19 protein-coding genes, 1 tRNA gene and 1 pseudogene are annotated in these 21,272 nt (G+C 48.4%); 13 read left to right on the top strand and 8 right to left on the bottom strand.

The window, feature by feature from the left end; genetic code table 11:
* Positions 1 to 41 precede the first annotated feature (41 nt).
* Complete coding sequence (locus tag R6H26_RS04825) at positions 42 to 821, bottom strand: sterol desaturase family protein (RefSeq protein WP_404788811.1); 780 nt, start codon at positions 819 to 821, stop codon at positions 42 to 44.
* Positions 822 to 893: 72 nt separating this feature from the next.
* The gene (locus tag R6H26_RS04820) at positions 894 to 2,225 is read right to left on the bottom strand and encodes an MFS transporter (RefSeq protein WP_404788809.1); all 1,332 of its coding nucleotides are present in this window, start codon (positions 2,223 to 2,225) and stop codon (positions 894 to 896) included.
* A 528-nt stretch (positions 2,226 to 2,753) separates the two neighbouring features.
* On the opposite strand from R6H26_RS04820, the gene R6H26_RS04815 reads away from it, so the two are divergent.
* A complete protein-coding gene (locus R6H26_RS04815) occupies positions 2,754 to 5,180 on the top strand; it encodes a pentapeptide repeat-containing protein (RefSeq protein ID WP_404788807.1) in 2,427 nt (808 codons plus the stop codon).
* Positions 5,181 to 5,276: 96 nt separating this feature from the next.
* On the opposite strand, the gene mazG is transcribed toward R6H26_RS04815, so the two are convergent.
* Positions 5,277 to 6,062, bottom strand: a complete 786-nt coding sequence (gene mazG, locus R6H26_RS04810; protein WP_404791208.1) for a nucleoside triphosphate pyrophosphohydrolase — start codon at positions 6,060 to 6,062, stop codon at positions 5,277 to 5,279.
* Positions 6,063 to 6,418: 356 nt separating this feature from the next.
* Positions 6,419 to 6,943 (bottom strand): metal-binding protein, encoded by a 525-nt coding sequence (locus R6H26_RS04805; protein ID WP_404788806.1) that lies wholly within the window; start codon positions 6,941 to 6,943, stop codon positions 6,419 to 6,421.
* Positions 6,944 to 7,018: 75 nt separating this feature from the next.
* On the opposite strand from R6H26_RS04805, the gene R6H26_RS04800 reads away from it, so the two are divergent.
* The 3 genes from R6H26_RS04800 to R6H26_RS04790 all read left to right on the top strand — a co-directional run bounded on the left by R6H26_RS04800 (position 7,019) and on the right by R6H26_RS04790 (position 7,792).
* Positions 7,019 to 7,091: transfer RNA gene (locus R6H26_RS04800), tRNA-Val, on the top strand.
* Positions 7,092 to 7,280: 189 nt separating this feature from the next.
* Entirely contained in the window at positions 7,281 to 7,502 is a 222-nt protein-coding gene (locus R6H26_RS04795) for a hypothetical protein (protein ID WP_404788804.1), read from the top strand.
* The gene (locus R6H26_RS04790; RefSeq protein WP_404788802.1) at positions 7,499 to 7,792 is read left to right on the top strand and encodes a hypothetical protein; all 294 of its coding nucleotides are present in this window, start codon (positions 7,499 to 7,501) and stop codon (positions 7,790 to 7,792) included. Before R6H26_RS04795 ends, R6H26_RS04790 begins: the two co-directional genes overlap by 4 nt.
* Positions 7,793 to 7,965: 173 nt before the next feature.
* Here R6H26_RS04790 and der read toward each other — a convergent pair whose 3' ends face one another.
* Entirely contained in the window at positions 7,966 to 9,330 is a 1,365-nt protein-coding gene (gene der / locus R6H26_RS04785) for a ribosome biogenesis GTPase Der (protein WP_404788800.1), read from the bottom strand.
* Between the two features lie 533 nt (positions 9,331 to 9,863).
* Here der and R6H26_RS04780 point away from each other — a divergent pair.
* The 4 genes from R6H26_RS04780 (at position 9,864) to R6H26_RS04765 (ending at position 14,241) form a co-directional block, all read left to right on the top strand.
* The gene (locus R6H26_RS04780; RefSeq protein WP_404788798.1) at positions 9,864 to 10,352 is read left to right on the top strand and encodes a nucleoside deaminase; all 489 of its coding nucleotides are present in this window, start codon (positions 9,864 to 9,866) and stop codon (positions 10,350 to 10,352) included.
* Positions 10,353 to 11,150: 798 nt separating this feature from the next.
* Complete coding sequence (locus tag R6H26_RS04775) at positions 11,151 to 11,825, top strand: hypothetical protein (protein WP_404788796.1); 675 nt, start codon at positions 11,151 to 11,153, stop codon at positions 11,823 to 11,825.
* 1,163 nt (positions 11,826 to 12,988) lie between these two features.
* Complete coding sequence (locus R6H26_RS04770; RefSeq protein ID WP_404788794.1) at positions 12,989 to 13,333, top strand: rhodanese-like domain-containing protein; 345 nt, start codon at positions 12,989 to 12,991, stop codon at positions 13,331 to 13,333.
* A gap of 167 nt (positions 13,334 to 13,500) precedes the next feature.
* On the top strand, positions 13,501 to 14,241 hold the full coding sequence (locus tag R6H26_RS04765; protein WP_404788792.1) for a TerC family protein: 741 nt from the start codon (positions 13,501 to 13,503) through the stop codon (positions 14,239 to 14,241).
* A gap of 256 nt (positions 14,242 to 14,497) precedes the next feature.
* On the opposite strand, the pseudogene R6H26_RS04760 reads toward R6H26_RS04765, so the two are convergent.
* Positions 14,498 to 14,620, bottom strand: a pseudogene (locus tag R6H26_RS04760) (IS4 family transposase); the annotation flags it as partial.
* Positions 14,621 to 14,729: 109 nt separating this feature from the next.
* Here R6H26_RS04760 and R6H26_RS04755 point away from each other — a divergent pair.
* The 4 genes from R6H26_RS04755 (at position 14,730) to R6H26_RS04740 (ending at position 19,827) form a co-directional block, all read left to right on the top strand.
* On the top strand, positions 14,730 to 15,167 hold the full coding sequence (locus R6H26_RS04755) for a GNAT family N-acetyltransferase (RefSeq protein ID WP_404788790.1): 438 nt from the start codon (positions 14,730 to 14,732) through the stop codon (positions 15,165 to 15,167).
* Positions 15,168 to 15,460: 293 nt separating this feature from the next.
* On the top strand, positions 15,461 to 17,083 hold the full coding sequence (pntA, locus tag R6H26_RS04750; RefSeq protein WP_404788789.1) for a Re/Si-specific NAD(P)(+) transhydrogenase subunit alpha: 1,623 nt from the start codon (positions 15,461 to 15,463) through the stop codon (positions 17,081 to 17,083).
* 176 nt (positions 17,084 to 17,259) lie between these two features.
* On the top strand, positions 17,260 to 18,690 hold the full coding sequence (gene pntB / locus R6H26_RS04745) for a Re/Si-specific NAD(P)(+) transhydrogenase subunit beta (protein WP_404788787.1): 1,431 nt from the start codon (positions 17,260 to 17,262) through the stop codon (positions 18,688 to 18,690).
* A gap of 138 nt (positions 18,691 to 18,828) precedes the next feature.
* Positions 18,829 to 19,827, top strand: coding sequence for an aldo/keto reductase (locus R6H26_RS04740; protein WP_404788785.1), 999 nt, complete (start codon positions 18,829 to 18,831; stop codon positions 19,825 to 19,827).
* 67 nt (positions 19,828 to 19,894) lie between these two features.
* On the opposite strand, the gene R6H26_RS04735 is transcribed toward R6H26_RS04740, so the two are convergent.
* On the bottom strand, positions 19,895 to 20,155 hold the full coding sequence (locus R6H26_RS04735; RefSeq protein ID WP_404788783.1) for a hypothetical protein: 261 nt from the start codon (positions 20,153 to 20,155) through the stop codon (positions 19,895 to 19,897).
* A gap of 581 nt (positions 20,156 to 20,736) precedes the next feature.
* Complete coding sequence (locus R6H26_RS04730) at positions 20,737 to 21,063, bottom strand: hypothetical protein (protein ID WP_404788781.1); 327 nt, start codon at positions 21,061 to 21,063, stop codon at positions 20,737 to 20,739.
* Between the two features lie 59 nt (positions 21,064 to 21,122).
* On the opposite strand from R6H26_RS04730, the gene R6H26_RS04725 reads away from it, so the two are divergent.
* Entirely contained in the window at positions 21,123 to 21,251 is a 129-nt protein-coding gene (locus R6H26_RS04725) for a hypothetical protein (protein WP_404788779.1), read from the top strand.
* The last annotated feature ends 21 nt before the right edge of the window (positions 21,252 to 21,272 follow it).

The raw sequence follows: 21,272 nt of genomic DNA, 5'->3' as shown, positions 1-21,272 counted from the left end.
ATAGAGAAACTAATAATTAATAAATTCAATCTAATATTGCTTTAGGACTCGTTCGTTGGTTCGATCTCCAAAAGATCGACCGGGGATTTTTCAAAGTCAAGAATTCTTCGATCGTAAGCTGGATGAATGGTCTTCATGAGCCGATCCCATAGAGAGAAGTGAGTGGCATAGTTATAGTTAAAGCTTTCATGGTGCTGATCGTGAAAAGTCACGCCCAGTAGTAGAAATGGAAATCTAGATAAGGGTCCGGCGGAATATTCATAGCCTGAATGGCCGATCATCCCTGTAATTTGATCGTATATCTTATGGGCGATTAAGATAGCAGCTGGGATAGGCAAGAAAAAAGGTGCAAAAAAGAAATAAGACTGCAAAATCAGATCGTCTAACAGCGTATCGCTATTGTTGCTCCACACGGAAGGCGTAATCGATCGGTGATGCCAGGCATGGATTTGGCGGTAGAGCACTTTAGTATGGATCAGCCGATGTCCCCAATAAAACCAAGTATCAAAAATAAACATCGAAACTAAAAACCAAAGCAGCGAATTTAGGGGTGTCAGATGAGTTGGCCGCAGGGTAAGGCCAATCCGCTGGCAGAAGATGCCTCCTGCAAGCATCAACGCTATAAAAAACAAAGATTTTACACTCTGAACGATATCGCGTTTAATTTCTACTTCCGAACTGGTCTTAGACTGAATTTTTTTGCTGCAACCAAGATGTCTATTCCAAAAAGTGATTATTTTCCCAAATAAAAAATAAATTCCTAGAAGCACCGTATAAGAAATAGCTAGTATGGCTAAAAAATATTGTATTTGAGATTGCATAAATTTCTGTCTGATTGCGTAACTTATAAAAATTTTCCGAAGTACAAAAAGCTCGCGCGTTTGACAAGAAGATTAAGATGGGCGATCGGGGATGGGAGATTTATCGAGAGAGTGCTTTAAAGAAGGCGCTTCAACGCTAAGGAGCAAGGGATCTCGATACAACATGGCAGAAAGCAAAATTTTAGCGATTCCTAAAGCGATTAAAAACAAACAGATACCCGTACCTGGCTCGTTCCCGATCGCCTGTCCCAAGGCACCTTGAATGAATTGATTATTGGTTAAAAACGGCTCAAAAAAGCGATCGACCAACACGCCCGTAATGATGAAAGCAGGAATGAGGGCTGCCCGTTGAAACATGAGCTGAAGCGAAAACACCCTACCTTGAAGCTCCATGGGAACTTTGCTCTGCCAAATTGCTCGATTCGATCCCATGATGATGGGATCCGCGAGTTGATAAATGAAAACTCCCACGCTGGCGATCGCCAGAGATAGCTTAATTCCCAATCCAAGAATGATAATAACAAGTCCTTGTAAAATCGTAAGATTTAGTATTCCAAATACGCGGCGTTTGGGACCGCCCCACGTACTCATTGCCGCGCTTCCAGCCAGCATTCCGCACCCCGCAGACGATACGACAATTCCAAATTTAGTGACGGAACCAAATTTGATGACTAACAGCCAGAATGAAATATCGAACATGCCAATTGTAAAATAAGTCAAGATAATAAATATCCATAACTTAAACAAACTGGCTTTAGCTTTGATGTAATTCCAAGAAGAGATAGATTCTTGTAAGAGCTTTCTAAACTTTTTGGTCTGCGCCTCTCCGAGCTGCGCGCGATGCGTCACGTGGGGAAATCGCACGCTTAAAAGAATGACTAAGGCGGGAATGAAAGTAAGGCAGTCGATCAGTAGAATGCCGTTTAGTTTGACGATCCCAATGAGCCAGGTGGCCAACAGGGGGGTCAAAATGGCTGCCACACCTTGGGGCAGGTCGGCTAGGCCGTTTGCCCGTCCTTGATGGCGCTTGGGAACGAGCTGGGCGATCGCCGCAGAATAGGCCGGGGCTTGAAATGCGCTAAAAACTGCAAGAATAGGAACGCCAAGGTAAATGTGCCAGAGTTGCAGGTTTCCAGACAGCGACAGCAGGAGGGCCGTAAAAGAACACCCTGCCGCAACCGAATCGCTCAAAATCATCGCCCAGCGACGATTCCATCGATCGACGAGAGACCCGGCCAGTGGAGCCGCAATAATCGTTGGCAAGTACATCAGAACGACCAGCAGGGCCACTTGGGTGACGGAACCAATTTGTCGGTAAGCCCAGATCGCCAGAGCAAATTCGCTCAGCTTAGAGCCGAGCATTGACACGAATTGTCCGAACCATACGCTTAAGAACGTTCTCATGAAGCTTTACGGTGAGCTAAAAGCTTAAAAGAGCTTCTATAGCATATACAGAAATTGATTTGACGGCGATCGGCGGTCCCCAAAAGCCACCTTCACGTCGCTAACAATCTTAAACTACGGTCAATCGTCTCTATATAATTATGCTGCTGCTACCCGCCGCCTTAGAGCCAATCGGTCTGCTATTATCTACCTCAGGTGAAAAGGTTGGCCGATAGGAGGTTCAAAACTGCCGAAACTGTAGCGATCTCTCGAGTCGATCGCCCAGTCTGACTGAGATTCAATCCAATCCGATTCTTTGAATCGAAAAGTTGAATTTTAAAGGGCGATAAGCCTTAAATGCACGCCCAAGTGCGGCATCGCAAAAAGCGAGGCCTCTTCAGATCGTCCTTTTGACGACCAGGACAATACTATAAAGCAAAACCAAGAATGATTTTGGCTTAACAGCGCTAACCAATAGCAAAAGTGGTGTGCTATTGGGAGTTTATCGTGATAAAACTTTTGATTATGGTTGGGGAGTATCAAAAATAGATGAAATCGGCAAGAATTGCAGCGCTCGGTGTTTTAGCATTCGTCAGCTGGGCTAACCCTACCTATGCCCAAACCTCTGCTCCGATCGAGCAGCTTCAAAACAGTCGGATCTGCAAAGGATGCGATTTTAGCAATGCCGATCTAAAAGGCAAAGATTTTAGTAATGTCGACTTGAGCGGCGCAAATCTCGGAAACGCAGACTTGAGTGGCGCAAATCTAAGAAATGCAAACTTAAGCGGCGCAAATTTATACTTAACTAAATTATCGAATGCCGATCTGTCGGGTGCCAATCTCAGCGGTGCCAACGTCAAAGGTGCAACCCTAGCAGGTGCGAACCTTACGGACAGCAACCTTGCTGGGGCAGACTTTAGTTACGCAACCCTCCCCAGTGCAAACCTCAGCGGCGCAGATCTGAGCAAGACCAACTTAGGAGACGCGGACTTAAGTCAAGCCAATTTAGAAAAAGCAAAGCTGATCGGCACCAATTTAAGCCATACCAATTTAACCGCAGCGAACCTCAGCGGAACCGATCTGACGGGCGCAAATTTGCAGACCGCTACGCTTAAAGATGCTAATTTTACAGGTTCCAATCTATCCCAAACCGCTTTAGCGCAACAGCCCGGAACCGCACAGACCGCGCCTGGAAGCGGACAGAATCCAGAAAAGGCCGATGACGTTTTAGAAAATACAAAGTTCAAAGCAGAAGATAGCCCCATCGCAAAAATCCCAAACCAACTCCCAACTGCCCAACATCTCAAACGCGGCGAAGTCGTCTTCGACTTCAGGCAGCGTTACTTTTTCACGAATGATGTGTTCTCGTCCTCTGCAACAAGAACGGGTGGCTCTCCCACTTGGTCGGGCGGGGGAATTCGCTGGGGTATTACCAATAGTTCGGAATTGGCCGTGGCTTACCAAAATACCGATCCGGTATCCATTGAACGCCAGGGAGCATTTAGTATTTTTGTAGAAGACTCTACCCCTACTTGGGATTTTGGCGTAGAGTTCAAGCAGAAAATTTGGGAAAATAAATCGAAAACCCAAGCGCTGAGCGGGGTGATATCACTGGCAGGTTTTACTGAGCCAGGATTTATCTTTAACAGCCCAGCCACAGGGGATATTGTCAGAAAGGGAAATGGAATTGTTCCAGGGTTGGCTTTTCCATTCACCACTCAAATTAACGATCGATTAAATCTAACCATCTCTCCCACTTTTGCATTCTTTCCCGCAGACAGCGCTTTATTCTTACATCGCCTTCCCACGGCCAACCCTGGCTCCTTTGGTACAAACTTTGGGTTGACAGGTGCGATCTCGTTTCAAGTTCATCCCAGATTGGTATTGTGGGGAGAAGCGTTCTTTCCGTTTGTCGGGAATAACAGCGTTAGCCGCAATAGCGGCCTTCCTGAAAAAACTTTGGCCATTAATGCCGGGATTCGCTATCTCGTCAACCCTCGTTTGGGGATCGATCTCTATGCAACCAATACGTTTGGCTCCTTAGGCCCCCTCGCCTTGACCGCCGACAATGAAAACTTTGGATTTGGGGCGAATCTAGTCTTCATGCCGGGCATTATTCCTGCCAACCGCGAGAATTATCCCAATAACTTTAAAGGGCAGTTTAATCGAGAAGATAGTCCATTAACAACGGATGGACTTGGATTTTTTGATGGTGGTACTGTACCCGCAGGCAAGGTACTATTGCAAGTCCAGGCAGGTAGCGGCGGCATCATGGCTGCGGGACGCTACGGGTTACTGAGAGATTTAGAACTGGGTATTTACCTAGACTATGTTTTCGGTAATGTAGACGAATCTGAGTCTGGTATTGCGGCCAAGGTGCGTTTTCTCGATCAGGCCAAAGGTGCGTTATTTACAGCAAGTGGGGTAGTAACCTTTGGTTTGGCAAACGAGCCTATTTTTAACTTGACGAACAATCAGGCCGATCGCTTTGCCCTACAAGGCGTAGACAAGTCTGTCCCCATTTACTTTTTTGATGATAGTTTGAATACCGGCAGAGGACTGATTGTCGCGACGTTTTCAGTGCCTTTGCAGTATCAGATCGGGACAGGTACTGCTGTATGGGCCACTCCAACGATCGGTTTTGTTCAAAGAGGCGGGATTTCAGTTGCTGGTATCACTGCGGGCGGTTCGGTGCAAATTGTCAAGGATGTCAGTCTTTTAGGCGAAGTCGGTTTTAACGTCGCGGGAGATGGAAATGCTTTTATTGGGAATCGTCTTGCCGATAGAATTCCTTGGAATTTCGCGGTGCGGTGGACTCCCTCTCAATTATTAGGGTTTGACTTTGGCGATTCGCTAGCAAAGCCTAGTTTTGAGCTATTCGTTACGAATCGGGTTGGGGCGTCTGTATTTCAACAATTTAGGGTAAGGGAGCAAAATGAACCAGCGGTGGGAGTTGGTGTATCGATTCCCTTTTAGTTAGGAAATTTCCAAGCATTCTGTAGGGGCACAAGGCCTTGCGCCCCTACGACTCGGTGTTCTCTTTTCTAGAAATCGCCTATTTCAAGGTACGCCTTAGGATTTCAATGCGTGCTTGGCTGCTTGCCAGAGTTCGTCTAACTCCTCAGGTGAATGCTCGGGGAAAGGTTTTTCCGTTTGTTGCTCGATCGCGCGGATGCGTTCGATCAGCTTTAGATTGGTAAGATGGATAGCCGCAGCCGGATCGATTTGACACCAGCGCGCGATATTGACCAAGGTGAACAATAGGTCGCCCAACTCTGCTTCTTGCTCGGAGCGATCGCCTTTGAGGAGTGCTTCTTGAAATTCGGCTAACTCTTCGTAGAATTTAGCCCACACGCCATCCATATCGGGCCATTCGAATCCAGCGGAGGCGGCTTTTTCTGAAAGTTTGAGTCCTGCCATTAAGGGCGGCAAACGTCGCACATAGCGCTCTAGCTTGTTGCTGAGTAAGTTCTGCTGCGCGTGGGATTCTCCTTTTTCTGCGGCTTTGATCTGATCCCAATTGGCATGGACTTCATCAATATCTTTGACCTGAACTTCGCCAAAAACGTGGGGGTGACGGCGAATGAGCTTTTGCGTAATGCCGTCGGCAACGTCTGCGAGGGAGAATTGCTGGGTTTCGCTGGCAATCTGAGATTGCAGTACAACCTGAAGGAGCAGGTCGCCTAGTTCTTCGACGATCGCCCCTGGTTCGCCCTGCCGAATGGCATCGACGGTTTCGTAGGCTTCTTCGATGATATAAGGAATGAGGGTTTCTGGGGTTTGCGCTAGATCCCACGGACAGCCACCTTCTGGATCGCGCAGCTGGGCGACTACGTCGGCCAAGCTCTGGAGGGCGATCGCTGGATTCGAGCGTTGGCTAGAGACGTAAGCCTGAAGTGGAAATACGCGATCGTCTAAGGTGAGAAGTTCTGAGCCAGAATGAGTAAGGGTTTGACCGTTGCTTGGGGAAATGAGGGTTAGGGGCTGAGAAAGACGCCCTTGCGCCGAGAGCCAATCCACCAATTGCTGTAAGTGCTCGCGACCTTCAATTTGAGTGACCAACACGGGACAGCAGAACGGAGCTGGTGTTCTAGACAGTTGAGACGCTGGGATGACTTCAAGATCTGCTTTACCATCCAGAATATTCATAGGAAAGGGTGGATCGGATAAGTTCTTCATCAGCCCATCGTACCCCAGACATTTTCATAGAAACGTTAAGGACGACTCTTTCGATGCGATTTCCGCCACTTTTTCCAAGTCGAGCCGATCGAGTCGCTCCACGTATGGCTCAATGCCCCCAATTCTAGTCCGATTAAAATGGCAAGCCCCTGCCAGCAATATTGAAGTGCGATCTGCTGGAGCTGGCTTTTGATAGCTTGCCAAGGCCAGAGCGACCAGCGATTCAAGGTTGCAATCCAAATGAAAACGGCCCCCAGCAATGCTGCCCAGAGGCCTAAATAGGCTAACCGAACGATCGTGCCGACGATCGGTCCGTGGGAGAGCCAGGAGCGGTGGCGCATGCTTTTTTGATAGGGCCGCCAAATCCAGCGCAGGATGCCCCAGCGTTTAAACTGTACGGAGTAAATATCTAAATCCGGCCCAAACATGAGGCCGCTAAATAAAAAGCTGCCCGCTAAGCTGAGGGTGATGCTGGCGTCGCGACTCGCTAAGAGGGTAAGGCCGCTCACGACGGGCAAGCTCGCGAGCGTGATGCGATCGTGGGTGGCACCGCTTGGCATGTTGGAGATATTGGAAAAGACTGTTCAAAGGCAGTTAATGTTTGCTATAGTAATATCCGCATTAACAATGCACAAGGGCGGTTAGCTCAGTTGGTAGAGCGTCTCGTTTACACCGAGGTTGTCGGGGGTTCGAGTCCCTCACCGCCCATTGGTTGGGGAAACATTGAAACTATTGCTAGTAAGGCCTCAGGAGATTTAGGCAATTCCTAAATTCCACATTGCTCCTACGCTGCAAGGTCGAACTCAAAAACAACAAAACCCTTATTCCCTACAATACTGGGGATGTAGGTATAATAGGATATAAGACGGTCGATCGTTCAGCTTGCAGCCATTAGCCATGACAAATTCCAACCCTGTTTTAACCAAAGCGTTTTTAGACACGCGATTCACTCGTGACGATGGTATCGAAAAATTAGCTCCGACACCTTTTCAGGTCAGGCTTCCGGTCTCGACTGATTCTATACTGCGCAAGCTGCCCAATCGTTCCGCGTTCATTCGAGCTGCGATCGCCGAAAAACTTCAACGCGATGGATTGCTCCATCAGGGGGATGCGTCATGACACCGGAACAGATTCAGCAGTCCATTGAGGGGTTGCTCTCGGTACAAAGGGAATTGCAGGGCAGTCAGCTACGCTTTGAAGCTGAGCTGGGCGATCTGAAGGAAGCACAGAAGCAAACCCTGGTTGCAATGGATGCACTCCTGGAACACGGTAAGGCCACAGACCGGAGGATCGAGCAGCTCGTTGGGTACAGCATCAATCGAGAGCGCGACTCCCTGGATATCCAGCAGGACATCCTGGATTTACGCCATCGAGTCGTGGCGCTAGAGCGGAAATTGTCAGACTCTTAAAACTGCGATCGCTGGGGAGTTTACCCCGTTTTTTACCCCGTTGTTTATTGACAATGCCTAGAAGCCTTTCATAGCAATAGATATAGACTCCCTAGCGTCTCGTTTACACCGAGGTTGCCGGGGGTTCGAGTCCCTCACCGCCCATTCATTATGAAATCGTCGATGTTGCTTGACTAAACGCGGGTTGCACGATTAGCAGTACCGCCGCGCTCGGCCTCTCTCACCTTCTTGCCGCGCCAAAAGATCTTGAGCGGCGTTCCGGCAAAGCCCAACACCTCTCGGAATTGGCGCTCGACGTAGCGGCGATAGTTATCCTTAAACACGGCAGGGTTATTCACAAACAGCGCAAACGTGGGCGGTTTGGTACTGACCTGAGTGCCATAGTAAATCTTGCCCTGCTTCCCTTGCCGAGTGGTGGGGGGCGTGTGCCAGCTCAGCGCTTCTTCTAACACTTCATTTACCACAGACGTGCTGACGCGACGCTGATGCTGCTCGTTGGTGGCATCGACCAAGGCCAGAATATTGGCGACCCGCTGCCCGGTCTTGGCGCTCACAAAAATAATCTGCGCCCAGTCCATGAAGTTGAGGCGATCGCGGATTAGTTTTTCGTACTCGTAAATCGTGTCGTTGTCCTTTTCGATGGCATCCCACTTATTGATGACCAAAATACAGGCGCGGCCCTCTTCGATGATGCGACCTGCCAGCTTGAGTTCCTGCTCCGTGACACCATCTACCGCATCGATCACAAACAACACGACATCGCAGCGGCGGATTGCCTTGAACGCTCGATTAATTCCAAAAAACTCGGGGCCGTATTCCACATTCTTTTTGCGACGAATGCCTGCCGTGTCGATGAGCCGATAGCGCTTGCCGTCCCGCTCGACCACCATGTCGATGGTGTCCCGCGTGGTGCCGGAAATGGGACTCACGATGGAGCGCTCTTCTCCGACAAAGGCATTCAGGAGGCTGGACTTACCCACGTTGGGGCGACCGATAATCGCCACCTTAATTTCTTCTTCTTCGGGTTCGGTTGGCGTTGGAGGCAAGTGAACCAACACCCGGTCCAACAGCTCGCCCGTTCCGTTGCCGTGGATGCCTGAGAGCGCAAACGGTTCTCCCAAACCTAAATTCCAGAACTGAGCAGCTTGGGCCAGTCCGAGCTGAGGCGATTCGCACTTATTGACGGCTAGGACGACGGGGACTTTCTGCTGGCGGAGCCACTGGGCAATTTCTGCGTCTGCATCCATCTCCCCTTCTCTGCCATCCACCACCATAATGGCAACACTCGCTTCAGCCAGCGCGGTCATCACCTGCTGTCGAATCAGGGGCAAAAATTCGGTTTCGTCATCGAAGACTAAGCCACCCGTGTCTACCACCATAAATTCGCGATCGCACCAGTAGGCAGGTCGATAGGTGCGATCGCGGGTGACGCCGGGTTCGTCGTGGACGATAGCGTCCATCATGCCCGTGAGGCGATTGACAAGGGTGGATTTACCGACATTCGGACGGCCAACAACGGCCACAATAGGAAGTCCCATAGGGAAAGATTCTCTCAACAACGAAAAGTAATGTGCAAGCCCTGATTCGTCATCATTTTCAGGGGGTCGGTACCTAACGTCTATGGGTGAAAACGTTTGTGGATGACAACACGATCGAGTCGCTCTGTTGTACTGGCCCATCAACCCACAGATCGCTTTGTGCTACCGTTCAGCTTCAATAGTTTAGCTTGTTTATCCGACCTCTTGTCTATCTTAACGTCTGCTTTTGTTGATTTTGTGGTAGGCTCTGTGCTTGTTTGCAGATCGGACGATGCGTCATCACAGTCGGTTTTACATTGGATTGCAGGGGCAAAGCTGGCTCAATTTTCAAGGTTACTGCGCCGACGAGGTCGCTCAGCTAATGTAACTCAATCGCAACAATTACAAGTATTATCTCAGGGGACTTAGGGCGATAGAGCTTATCCAGTCTGCCTTGTAGCAACCTTCCTCACCCCTTCAGGCCAAAGATTCAAAGCGAAACGCTCGATAGAGGCTTGAGAGAACGCAAGAAACAACTTTAGGAGACCCCAACAATGAACGACGCTGAGTTGCAGAATTTGCACCGCTGCGTAGAACTGGCAACCGAAGCTTTGGAGGCAGGAGATGAGCCATTTGGCTCTGTGCTAGTCACTGCTGACGGAACCGTTCTCGCTGAGGAACGGAACCATGTTGGCTCCGGCGATCGAACTCGCCATCCAGAGTTTGCTTTAGCACGCTGGGCGGCAACGAACATGACTATTGAGGAAAGAGCAGCGGCGACCGTTTTTACCTCCGGAGAGCATTGTCCGATGTGTGCTGCCGCTCACGGTTGGGTTGGGCTAGGACGTATTGTGTACATCAGCTCTTCCAAGCAACTGTCTGCTTGGCTTGCCGAGTTAGGGGTTCCGGGATCTCCTGTCCAGAGTCTACCCATTCACGAGGTCGTTCCAAGCCTCGTGGTAGAGGGTCCGATTCCCGACTTGGCCGAGCAAGTACGAGACTTACATCGTCGCTTCTATAGTTTTTCGCGAGCAGCAAGCTAATGCTCAGTTTTGGGCGGATTCATTATGAACAGGCAAATATCACGCCTCCACAGATTTGGCACACCACCGATGGCCCCTAGTATTTCGGCATACCCTTGAAGGTGACGGCGATCTTCGGGCACGACCCATTGACTCGGTTGCTCTTGGATTGCGTAATGAATGTCACGCACCTCAGCCACGAGAGATTCTCGGATTCAGTATCAGCATATTTGTCATAAATACTGTCTCTTATGATACAATAATAAATGTTGACGTAAGAATGAAACGCAAAAACGTGAATAGACATGAATGTAGATGTTTTCCGATGCTTGAGTGAAGACTCAAGTTCTCCCGCCAGCTCGAATCCTGACCATTTCACTGCTCAATACTGGGAAAGAACCGTCAAGCAAAAGCTTCTGTCGCTTCATTGAGGCACTGTTTGGCGCGCTTTTCTTTCAGAGCCTAAACTTTTGAGTTATTTCTAATAAACTTCTGCTGCAAACTATGTACTTGCAGCTATTGATCGGCATAAATATATGTTGCGATCGATAGCTGGTTTTACAAAAGCTTCCGCAATTGTCGATCGGCACCGGGCGTACTGCTGATGCAGATTTTTATTGACTGATTTTTTGATTGGAGCATTTGATTAACTCAGATTGCTTCAATCTAAAACTAGCTATCAATTTTGATAATGCTTTGAAATAAAAGCATCTATATCTTTAGGTAAAAGAGTTATCTCCACAAGTAGAGAGATAACTTAAAAGATATTGAATCAAAATTTTGCCATTACTACTGTTTTGAGAAAGGAATCGAGAAGTCATGTTGGCGACTTATCAAGAGAAAGATGAAATCTTTTATTCGAGTGCCGTGATTGAACACATTGTTCCAAAAAGTAAAAAACTTGCTTTTCGACGGTGGCATAACTCTTTAGTACGTAACATTCAGAAATATCAGGGATTTGTTCGAATCGATCTACCTGCACCCTTGGAATGCAAAAATGGTGTGCTGAAATGGTATTCAGTAATGCATTTCGATTCACCCAATCATCTTGACGACTGGTTGACTTCAAAAGATCGCACAGAAATCATGAAAATTGGGCAACAATTTTTTGAGAGCTATCGTTTCAAATCATTTACTACAGGTCTGGAAGGTTGGTTTTCTCATCAATCAGGAAATGAAATGACCAGTTTAGGCCCTTCAGCTTGGAAGCAAGCGCTAATTGTTGTCTTAGGACTATATCCTATCGTGTTTCTTCAATCGAAACTTTTTGAATCTTTGGGCATTATGCAGTCTTGGTCTTTTGCTAACTCGATGCTGATCAACTTATTTGTTACGACCATTATTCTTACATGGTTTGTAATGCCTGCAATTACTCGATCTCTAGAGTTTTGGCTGAAACCTGCTTATGTGCTTTCTAAGGCTAAAACAGAGTTCATCGGACTTTCTGGAATACTCCTAGCGATGGGTTCAATGGTTTTCTTGTTCAACTACTAGACTCAAAATAGTGAGAACAAGCAACGACTACTGACTAAAAACATTCAATGGAAATAAGAAGAATAGAGTTCATAGAATCATGGATACTGATACTCATGAACACTTGAACATTATCCCAATATTTTCTTTCAACTTTGAACATTTTACTAATCTGACGCCGGGAAGAGGGTATCAATCAAAACAACTGCTCCTTTCACTATTTTGAGACAGTTCTTGCAAATCCTCAAGTTCAGAGTATTTAGTTTTTTCTCCAATTTTCATTGCAATTAGTAGCGTTAACCCTTTCAGCTTTAAATCAATCAGTCTATCTCATGGTAAGGCGGTCAGCATCTGTTTAGATCTTGACTCGTCCAACTTGAGTAACCTCATTTGAAGTAGGAGTTTTGATAATGGTAAATTTACAGCGACAGATCGAGAGATCTGATTCAAGAATTTGTCCCTGCTGCTCTTATTTATTGCTGCGGCACTTAAAGGATCAAAGAATTTATTGGTTCTGTAGAAGTTGCTGGCAAGAAATGCCATTGCTTGGAGCAATACTTTCTAGAAAAGTTTTACAGAAAAATAGGTTAACCCACCCTAAAAAAGACTTATTGAAACTCGTGACTTTGGGATTATAAGCTCTCTTCTATCAGCAAGCTATTATCTCTTTGAACGCCATTTTCATTTACTGACACGCCATGATGTTTCTTATACCATTTGTAGCTGCTTGTTTTGCAATCTATCTTGCCAAATTCACAAAAGAGGAAATGGTTAGAATATTTGCGCTGTTTGTGGCTTTTGCTAGCTTTGTAATAAGCTGTGTTTTAACTCCTTGGTATCTTCAAATATGGATACTATTTTTTGTACTATTTAGTGAATTTTTTGTAGTCGTCAGATAATGAAGTTATCTTTACGTATCAATAAACTCATAATTCTGTAGATTATTTCCGGCAAAATATTTAATATTAAAATCTTACTGAATTACGATCTGATTGTTACTGCAATTTAATTTAATTAAAAATATAGCAGCCAAAAACGTTAAAATAATTAATCATGGATTCACATTTTATGATTCAACTTTATGAGTTTATCTGCATTATTATTATCGAATTAATCTTCCCGCCATAAATCTAGATTCTCTAAGTCAGAATTTTAGTCAATTAATAAAGATCGGGAGAACCTGCATGACATCTCAAACAATTATGACTCAACGAAGTATCAAGCCCATTTTGCTGACATCACATGAGGTTAGGCTTAACCGCACAAATATGCTTGTGATTGATGTACAAAATCCAAAATTTATGACCTGTATGATTCCAGGTGCAAAACGATTGAGTATTGATGTCTTTCTAAAGGATATTTCTATACATCAACCTATCTTAATAACCAGTCTAACTGGACAGCGAAGTTTTAGTGCAGCTCAACAACTGATTAAACGAGGTTACTGCGAAGTTTACGTTTTGAAAGGTGGAATTATGGCGTGGCAGAGTGCAAAATTAACAGTATGGCTAACTAAGCTTCCTAGTTAGGTTCTCAATTTTTATCATAATTAATGTCCCTCATTTTCACTGCTGAATCCCAGGCACATGTAAGATTTCTACGATTCTGATATTCTTGGATGAGTTTTTTGGGAGTAGCGAACGCCTTGGGACACTAATTAATCGTGTTTGTTTAATTAGGAGGTTAAATCAAACTAATGCTAGATCAAATCTTCGATTCTTCTTTCAATATCGGAATTAAAACATTATTTTTGTTGCTTGTATTAGTCGCAATGGAGGCAGTACTGTCTGCGGATAATGCGATCGCACTGGCAACATTGACCCGAACATTACAGAATCCAATACTGGAAAAACGTGCCCTAAATATTGGACTAGGGCTAGCCTACATTCTTCGAATGCTCTTGATTCTAAGTGCAATCTGGATTGTACAATTCTGGCAATTTCAACTTGCAGGAGCAGTTTATTTACTTTGGTTGGCTTGGAAATATTTTACAACAGATAGATCAGATGATACACACTATAGTGCACCAGCTAAATCACTCTGGCAGATCATTCCATTGATTGCTTTGACGGATCTCGCTTTCTCTTTGGATAGTGTGACTACGGCAATTGCAATTTCTCAAGAACTCTGGCTAATCGTTTTAGGTGGAACGATTGGAGTAATAGCACTTAGATTTTTGGCAGGATTGTTCATTCACTGGTTGCAAGAATTTACTCATTTAGAAGATGCTGGATATGTTGCAGTTGTCTTGGTTGGACTGCGCTTGTTACTCAGGGTTTTGAGTCCTAACTTAATAACTCCTGAATGGGTTATGCTCGGCTTAATTGCAGCGGTTTTTATATGGGGATTTTCACGCCGAACGCAAACATCTTTGTATAAATCATTGAATATGCAACTTAAGGAAGATGTCACCATTAAAAGTGTGCAAAAAATCTAATTTTTTTGCATATTTATCACGATCGAAGATGCCTAAAATAATCGTCTAGCTCATTGCTGATATTGCTTTTGGGATAATTTTTGTGACCTTAGTGGTGCAGAAAACTCGTCAATGCCTTCCCAGACAAGGATTGCTAATCAACAAAAAGAGAGATATCGGAAATAGGCATTCAATGTAATGCTTAAATTCCTTCATAGAAAGTAACTTTATGTCAGCCTCCTTGGTGGTGCAGAAAATTCAAAGGGTGCTAAAAGCTTTAGAGAACAGTTACCTTGGCAAACTCAATGCGAGTGTTCATAGCATCTTGTTTCTTGAGAGAGGCGTAGGCAGGAGGAGGATTACATCGTGGCAAATATCTTAAAGGTAGTAAGGGTAATCTCTTAGTGGCATAGAAAACTCGTGAAACCTTTACAGAGCAAAGATTCTCATAAATTCAAGCTTATTGAGAATATGGCTAAAAACTAACGTAAAGTCAAGGTTTCAGAGCCATGTCTAGAGTCAAACGCTTGTTTCAAGCAGAGCATAAAAAGTTTTCTGCACCACTAAGCGACCAGCCCTCAGATCTCGAAGCTGCTAGAGCTTTTATGGGAGAGCGTTTCCAGAAAAACGACTCCACTGTATTTGCAATTCGCGACGATGAATCGATGCTTGGTTTTACCCAGCTTTTTCCTAGTCTTTCTTCAGTGTCAATGAAACGGGTTTGGATTTTGAACGATTTATTCGTGCGAGAAGTCCACCGCAAGAAAGGCGCTGCAACGTTGCTAATGAGTGCGGCAGAGAACTTTGCGCGAGAAACAGGAGCCGTCCAAATCATTCTCTCAACTCAAACTTCCAACATTGCCGCTCGATCGCTTTACCAATCCCTTGGATATTGCAAAGATGAAAATTTTTGTCACTACTCGTTAAGTTTGCAGCGATCGCCCTAAACCTTTGCCGTATCGGGCAATTCCCCGGCAGCCTTCAATCAAAACGCTAGGCATTTTACCCGCGCATCAGTCCCGACCAGTGCAAATGCATTAACGTTTTGCAACCATCCACAATCAATCTTAACCTTCAAATAAAGACACATTACGAAGCGCGGTCTAATGTTTTGGGATCGTCTAGGATGCGCATAAGCTGCGGGCTAAAGCTGCCTGCGGGCCAAGGTCGTTCTGACGTCTTGGATGGCAAGCACTAGCGCATTTTCACGAACGATTTGTATTCAGCTTAAGGAGCACCCATGACCATTGCCGTTGAGCCAGCACCACAGGCCGATCAAACCCTGGAGGAGATGGCAAAAACATCGCTCAAAGTGGGGATTCCCAAGGAAATATACCCCGGCGAGCAGCGCGTTGCCGCCACGCCCGCGACCGCCCAAGTGCTCCAGAAAATGGGCTTTGAAGTCTGGATAGAATCTGGGGCGGGCGCTCTCGCCAATTTTTCCGACGATAGCTACGCGCAGGCCGGATGCTACATTTGTGCCGATACGCGACAGATTTGGTCGATCGCCGATATCGTCCTCAAAGTCCGCGCCCCTCAGCAGCACCCCGACTTGGGTATTCACGAAGCAGAACTGGTTCGCGCGGGCCAAACCCTCATCAGCTTTATCTGGCCCGCTCAAAATGCAGAATTGCTAGATCGGCTTGCCGCTCGCAAAGCCACTGCGATCGCCATGGACTCCGTGCCGCGCATCACGCGGGCGCAGAAAATGGATGCCCTGAGTTCCACGGCAAACCTGGCAGGCTACCGCGCCATTATCGAAGCCGCCCACCAGTTCGGTCGCTTTTTTACCGGACAAATTACCGCCGCAGGCAAAGTTCCCCCCGCTAAGGTGATGGTGATTGGGGCTGGGGTGGCTGGATTGGCCGCCATTGGTGCAGCGCGGAGCATGGGGGCGATCGTCCGCGCCTTCGATACCCGTCCGGTCGTCAAGGAACAAGTCGAAAGCATGGGTGCGGAGTTCCTAGAGCTGAACTTTCAAGAAGATGGTTCTGGAGCGGGCGGCTACGCCAAGGAAATGAGTCCCGAATTTATTGCCGCCGAAATGGCGCTGTTTGCCGCCCAAGCGAAGGATGTGGATATCATCGTCACCACGGCGCTGATTCCGGGCAAACCCGCACCAAAGCTGATTACCCGCGAAATGGTGGAGAGCATGAAGGCGGGTTCTGTGATTGTGGATATGGCCGCAGAACAAGGCGGCAACTGCGAAGTCACGCAACCGGGCAAAATTTATCGCTACCATGATGTGTCAATTGTGGGGCTGACGGATTTACCCAGCCGGATGGCAAACCAGGCCAGCCAACTCTACGGCACCAACCTGTGCCATCTGCTCAAGGACATGGGCGGTTCGGAGAACTACGCCATTAACTACGACGACGAAGTCGTGCGCGGCGCGTTGATTTTGCACGATGGCAAGCTGACCTGGCCTGCCCCCAAACCAGCCGCCCCGCCGCAGCCCGCTACCCCTGCTCCCGCAGCCCCAGCAAAAGTTGCGGCAGCCGTGGAAGCAAAACCTGAGAAGAAATCCAGCGGCTGGATTTGGATTGTCTTGATGGGCTTAGCGCTCTTGGGCATTGGCTTAGGCGCACCGGAGTCGTTTTTATCCCACTTTATTGTGTTTGTGCTGGCCTGCTTTGTGGGGTGGCAGGTGATCTGGAACGTGGCCCCTGCCCTTCATACGCCCCTCATGAGCGTGACCAACGCCATCAGCGGCATCATCATCTTGGGCGGGATGCTCCAAATTTCAGGGCCGCTAACTTCTGCCACGACGGTGTTAGGGGCGATCGCCGTTCTAGTCGGCACCATCAACATTGCCGGAGGGTTCTGGGTCACGCAGCGCATGTTGAACATGTTCCGCAGGTAGATAGACGGATGCCCCTCACCCCCAGCCCCTCTCCCAAAGGGCGAGGGGAGCAATATTGAATTAGCCCTTCTCCCCTTGGGAGAAGGGTTGGGATGAGGGGGATGAGAGTCCGCAAGTAATTCTAAATCTTCTAAGCATTACAGACGCCACAGCAGTTTGAAGAGTATCAGCACGTTATGAACAACAGTCTCGTCACAGTTGCCTACATTGCAGCCAGCGCCTTATTTATCTTGAGTCTCGCCGGGCTCTCCAACCAAGAAACCGCCCGCAAAGGCAACCTGTTTGGCATTATCGGCATGGCGATCGCCCTCTTGGCAACGGCTTTGAACGGTAACGTCAATATCGCAGGGTATGCAACCCTCGCCGCCATGATTGTCCCCGGCGCTTTAATTGGGGCAACCTTAGCCTCGCGAGTGGCCATGACGTCCATGCCGGAATTAGTTGCCATCCTCCACAGTTTTGTAGGGCTTGCCGCCGTGTTGGTCGGCATTGGCAACTACCTCGGCGAGGAAGCCAGCCTGACCGGGGCGGAAGCCACGATCCACCAAATCGAAATTTACCTGGGCGTGTTCATTGGAGCGGTTACCTTTGCCGGATCCGTGGTGGCCTTTGCCAAACTGCGCGAACTCATCGGCAGCAAACCTCTGATGCTGCCCGGTCGGCACCTGCTCAATATCGGCTTTTTGGTCGGCACCGCCGTACTGGGCGTGCAGTTCATGGGCGCGGATACCCCTGCTGGACTCCAACCCCTGCTGATTATGACGGCGATCGCCTGTCTGTTGGGGCTGCATCTCGTGGCGGCGATCGGCGGGGCGGATATGCCCGTGGTGATTTCCATGCTCAATAGCTATTCCGGCTGGGCGGCGGCGGCGGCAGGGTTCATGCTCAATAATGACCTGCTCATTATCACAGGAGCCTTAGTGGGCAGCAGCGGGGCAATCCTGAGCTACATCATGTGTCGCGCCATGAATCGCTCGTTTATTAGCGTGATTTTAGGCGGGTTTGGCACGGGTCAAACCTCCGGCCCTGCTAAGGCCATTGAAGGCGAAGCAACCTCGACCACCGTCGATGACACGGTGGAGCTGCTGAAGAATGCCCGCAGCGTCATCATCGCACCGGGCTATGGTATGGCTGTAGCTCAAGCCCAACACGCAGTGGCGGATATTACGCGGATTTTGCGCGATCGCGGGGTGACGGTTCGCTTTGGCATCCATCCGGTGGCAGGACGGCTTCCCGGTCACATGAACGTGCTGTTGGCTGAGGCCAGCGTGCCCTACGACATCGTGTTGGAGATGGATGAAATCAACGAGGATTTTGAGAAAACCGATGTGGTGCTGGTGATCGGAGCCAACGACACGGTCAATCCCAGTGCGTTGGAAGATCCCAACAGTCCCATTGCCGGAATGCCCGTCCTGGAAGTCTGGAATGCCAAACAGACGATCGTGATGAAGCGCAGTATGGCGAGCGGCTACGCTGGGGTGGACAACCCGCTGTTCTATAAAGACAACACGCTGATGCTGTTTGGAGATGCCCGCAAAAACGTGGATGCGATTCGTGCGGCGTTGGTCCAAGAAGATGCCGCAGCTCCGGCATTGGTCGCCGCTTAAGCCCATTTTTTGGCTGCTGTTCTTATATAGGGTATAGGGCAGCAGCTTGAAGCTTGCTTGTCTGTTACCGATGGATCTGCTGTTTTACGTTCTGCGCGACTAGACTAAAGACAAATCCAATCGATTTGACCAAAACCTATGACGACAGAGCGTTCGATCGAACCTCGACAACTGGGCGCTACAGGGCCAACCGTTTTTCCGTTTGCCCTGGGATGCATGGGCATGTCTGGCATGTATGGCGCAACCAATGACGATGAGAGCATTGGCACGATTCATGCGGCTCTGGACAACGGTGTCGACCTGCTGGATACTGGCGATTTCTATGGCTGCGGCCATAATGAGATGCTCATTGGTCGGGCGCTCAAGGACCGTCGCGATCGCGCGATGCTCTCTGTCAAATTTGGGGCGTTACGCTCTCCAGAGGGCGGCTGGATTGGCGTCGATGGGCGACCCAACTCGGTCAAAAACTTTGCGGCCTATAGTCTGACTCGCTTGGGCGTAGACCATATCGACATTTACCGCCTTGCCCGTCTCGATCCGCAGGTTCCGATCGAGGAGACGATTGGGGCGATCGCAGATCTGGTCAAAGCGGGGTATGTTCGTCATATCGGACTATCGGAGGTGGGGGTAGACACGATTCGCCGCGCCCATTCCGTTCACCCTATTTGCGATCTTCAGATTGAATATTCTCTGATCAGTCGCGACCCTGAAACTGCGATTTTCCCCGTGCTTGACGAACTGGGTATTGGCGTAACGGCCTATGGCGTGCTATCTCGGGGTTTGCTGAGCGGCTCTGCGCCGACTGCGCCCAATGATTTTCGCGCCCATCTGCCTCGCTTTAGCGGCGAAAATCTGACCAAGAATCAACCTTTGATTGACGAGTTGAAGAAAATTGCAGCAGAGAAGGGCGCAACGCCGTCCCAAATTGCGATCGCCTGGGTCCTGGCCAAAAACCCAAAAATCATTCCGCTGATTGGTGCTCGGAAACTATCTCAACTGTCGGAATCGTTGGCAGCCGTCCAGGTTCGCTTATCGACCGAGGAGTTGACGCATATTGAAGATGCAATTCCTGCTACGGCGATCGCGGGAACTCGCTACAGCGAGGACCAAATGCAAATGCTAGACAGCGAACGTTAGTTGGCATGCAATAGTCGCCCCATGGCCCCATGCGTTGGCATCTTGAAATGCAGTATTCGCTCTCGCACTATCGACTGACCGAAATTGCTACCTCTTCAATCTCGCGTACCGCGTCCCAGTCAATTAATGCGACCCAAAGATGTTCTTCATCGGAATACTGCACTACGCCATCCGCCTCTAAGGCTTCGCTATAAAGGGTCAATGGCTGACCATCCCGTAATTCAATATGCAAACGGCTCAGATCTTCGATTGTCCCTACACAATTCAAGCGAAGACGACCATTGACATCGGCATTATGAAAATCAGCGTAGACTTTTGGATAACTCATGGAAAATCTCCAATCAGGTTAGTTTTCGGGATGGATTCGGTATTGTTGGAGTTAGCAAATCGCTGATTTTTTCCGGGCTTAATCCTGTCAGAGTAGCGTGATTTGGGCTACGACCAGAGGTTCGAACTACATCTCCGCCAGCTTGTCGGATTTCATAGAATCCACGTAGGGTACTCAAGCACTTTAATGTGTATAAGTGGCAAGTCGAAATAACTATGTACTACGTGAATGACGTATGCTAACTCCAAAATAGGGCCATTCTCTAACTAAAATCGGATAACTTCGACCAGAGAATATTATCCAGTAATTTTCTGATTTGGGGACTCAGATGAGGGATCTTAAGATTGAAACTTCCTACTCGGTATGTATTTCACTTAATATTCCATTCATGTCCGAGTTGCTCAAATGATTTGACCGCATCCACGCCGCCCCTCGCCTCAAGCGCTTCAGCCCCAGCCCTCACTTGAGGTTCATGAAAACCAGTGCAAGAAAAAGTCGGCTCAGTTTGGCATGCTGCATCCTATCTCTCCGACAGCCGGAGCAGAAAGAGAAAGCAGACCGTTGCCTGCCTTCTCCTCGAACTAGTACGGAGTTTGGACTGCCTTGGGCGGGAGCGGTTGAGGGTTTAGCATTTGTTGCCCAAAATTGCCCTGGGGCCGGAATCGGTCGGCAGGTAATATCAAGTCCTCTCGGTTTAATTTCAACTTTCCGCATTGGGGGCAGTTAGGGGGCCAAGGGTCATCCCAGCCGCCGCTGCCAACCGCGGGAATGTTATACCGACGGTTAATGCGATCGCAGCCGCTGGGGTTGTCGGGATGCGGGGTGCAGGCATGGGCGGGAGAAATCAAGAACGGGGCGATCGCGCCCGCGCCAACCAATCCTAATACAAGCCATGTTCGACGAATCATGATGGGTGTCTCCTGAACGGTGAATACGCTTACTATCGCGGGATTCAGCCGTTGGAGCGATGCGCCAACGCAGGGGCGATCGGCGATCGTTCGGATCGATTGAAGTGTCTCGGATCACCCTGTGCGGGGCCAGAAATTCCTTCATCCAGCGCACCGCAAATCGTCCTATGATGGTTAGCTGTCTGTAAAAACAGCGATCGCCTCCTACC

Origin of the sequence: Altericista sp. CCNU0014, assembly GCF_044923475.1 — a bacterium.
Lineage (GTDB): Bacteria > Cyanobacteriota > Cyanobacteriia > Thermosynechococcales > Thermosynechococcaceae > JAAURS01.
Note: the sequence above shows the minus strand (reverse complement) of the source record. Positions and strands in the feature narration are given on the sequence as shown.

Bases quoted from the DNA above. Each gene is read 5' to 3' on its own strand.
- R6H26_RS04765 (WP_404788792.1), top strand. From the start codon at position 13,501: ATGCTAGATCAAATCTTCGATTCTTCTTTCAATATCGGAATTAAAACA.
- R6H26_RS04790 (WP_404788802.1), top strand. From the start codon at position 7,499: ATGACACCGGAACAGATTCAGCAGTCCATTGAGGGGTTGCTCTCGGTA.
- R6H26_RS04825 (WP_404788811.1), bottom strand. From the start codon at position 821: ATGCAATCTCAAATACAATATTTTTTAGCCATACTAGCTATTTCTTAT.
- R6H26_RS04735 (WP_404788783.1), bottom strand. From the start codon at position 20,155: ATGAGTTATCCAAAAGTCTACGCTGATTTTCATAATGCCGATGTCAAT.
- der (WP_404788800.1), bottom strand. From the start codon at position 9,330: ATGGGACTTCCTATTGTGGCCGTTGTTGGCCGTCCGAATGTCGGTAAA.
- R6H26_RS04775 (WP_404788796.1), top strand. From the start codon at position 11,151: ATGTTGGCGACTTATCAAGAGAAAGATGAAATCTTTTATTCGAGTGCC.
- pntB (WP_404788787.1), top strand. From the start codon at position 17,260: ATGAACAACAGTCTCGTCACAGTTGCCTACATTGCAGCCAGCGCCTTA.
- pntA (WP_404788789.1), top strand. From the start codon at position 15,461: ATGACCATTGCCGTTGAGCCAGCACCACAGGCCGATCAAACCCTGGAG.
- R6H26_RS04795 (WP_404788804.1), top strand. From the start codon at position 7,281: ATGACAAATTCCAACCCTGTTTTAACCAAAGCGTTTTTAGACACGCGA.
- R6H26_RS04770 (WP_404788794.1), top strand. From the start codon at position 12,989: ATGACATCTCAAACAATTATGACTCAACGAAGTATCAAGCCCATTTTG.
- R6H26_RS04805 (WP_404788806.1), bottom strand. From the start codon at position 6,943: ATGCCAAGCGGTGCCACCCACGATCGCATCACGCTCGCGAGCTTGCCC.
- R6H26_RS04780 (WP_404788798.1), top strand. From the start codon at position 9,864: ATGAACGACGCTGAGTTGCAGAATTTGCACCGCTGCGTAGAACTGGCA.
- R6H26_RS04740 (WP_404788785.1), top strand. From the start codon at position 18,829: ATGACGACAGAGCGTTCGATCGAACCTCGACAACTGGGCGCTACAGGG.
- R6H26_RS04725 (WP_404788779.1), top strand. From the start codon at position 21,123: ATGCGCCAACGCAGGGGCGATCGGCGATCGTTCGGATCGATTGAAGTG.
- R6H26_RS04815 (WP_404788807.1), top strand. From the start codon at position 2,754: ATGAAATCGGCAAGAATTGCAGCGCTCGGTGTTTTAGCATTCGTCAGC.
- R6H26_RS04730 (WP_404788781.1), bottom strand. From the start codon at position 21,063: ATGATTCGTCGAACATGGCTTGTATTAGGATTGGTTGGCGCGGGCGCG.
- R6H26_RS04755 (WP_404788790.1), top strand. From the start codon at position 14,730: ATGTCTAGAGTCAAACGCTTGTTTCAAGCAGAGCATAAAAAGTTTTCT.
- R6H26_RS04820 (WP_404788809.1), bottom strand. From the start codon at position 2,225: ATGAGAACGTTCTTAAGCGTATGGTTCGGACAATTCGTGTCAATGCTC.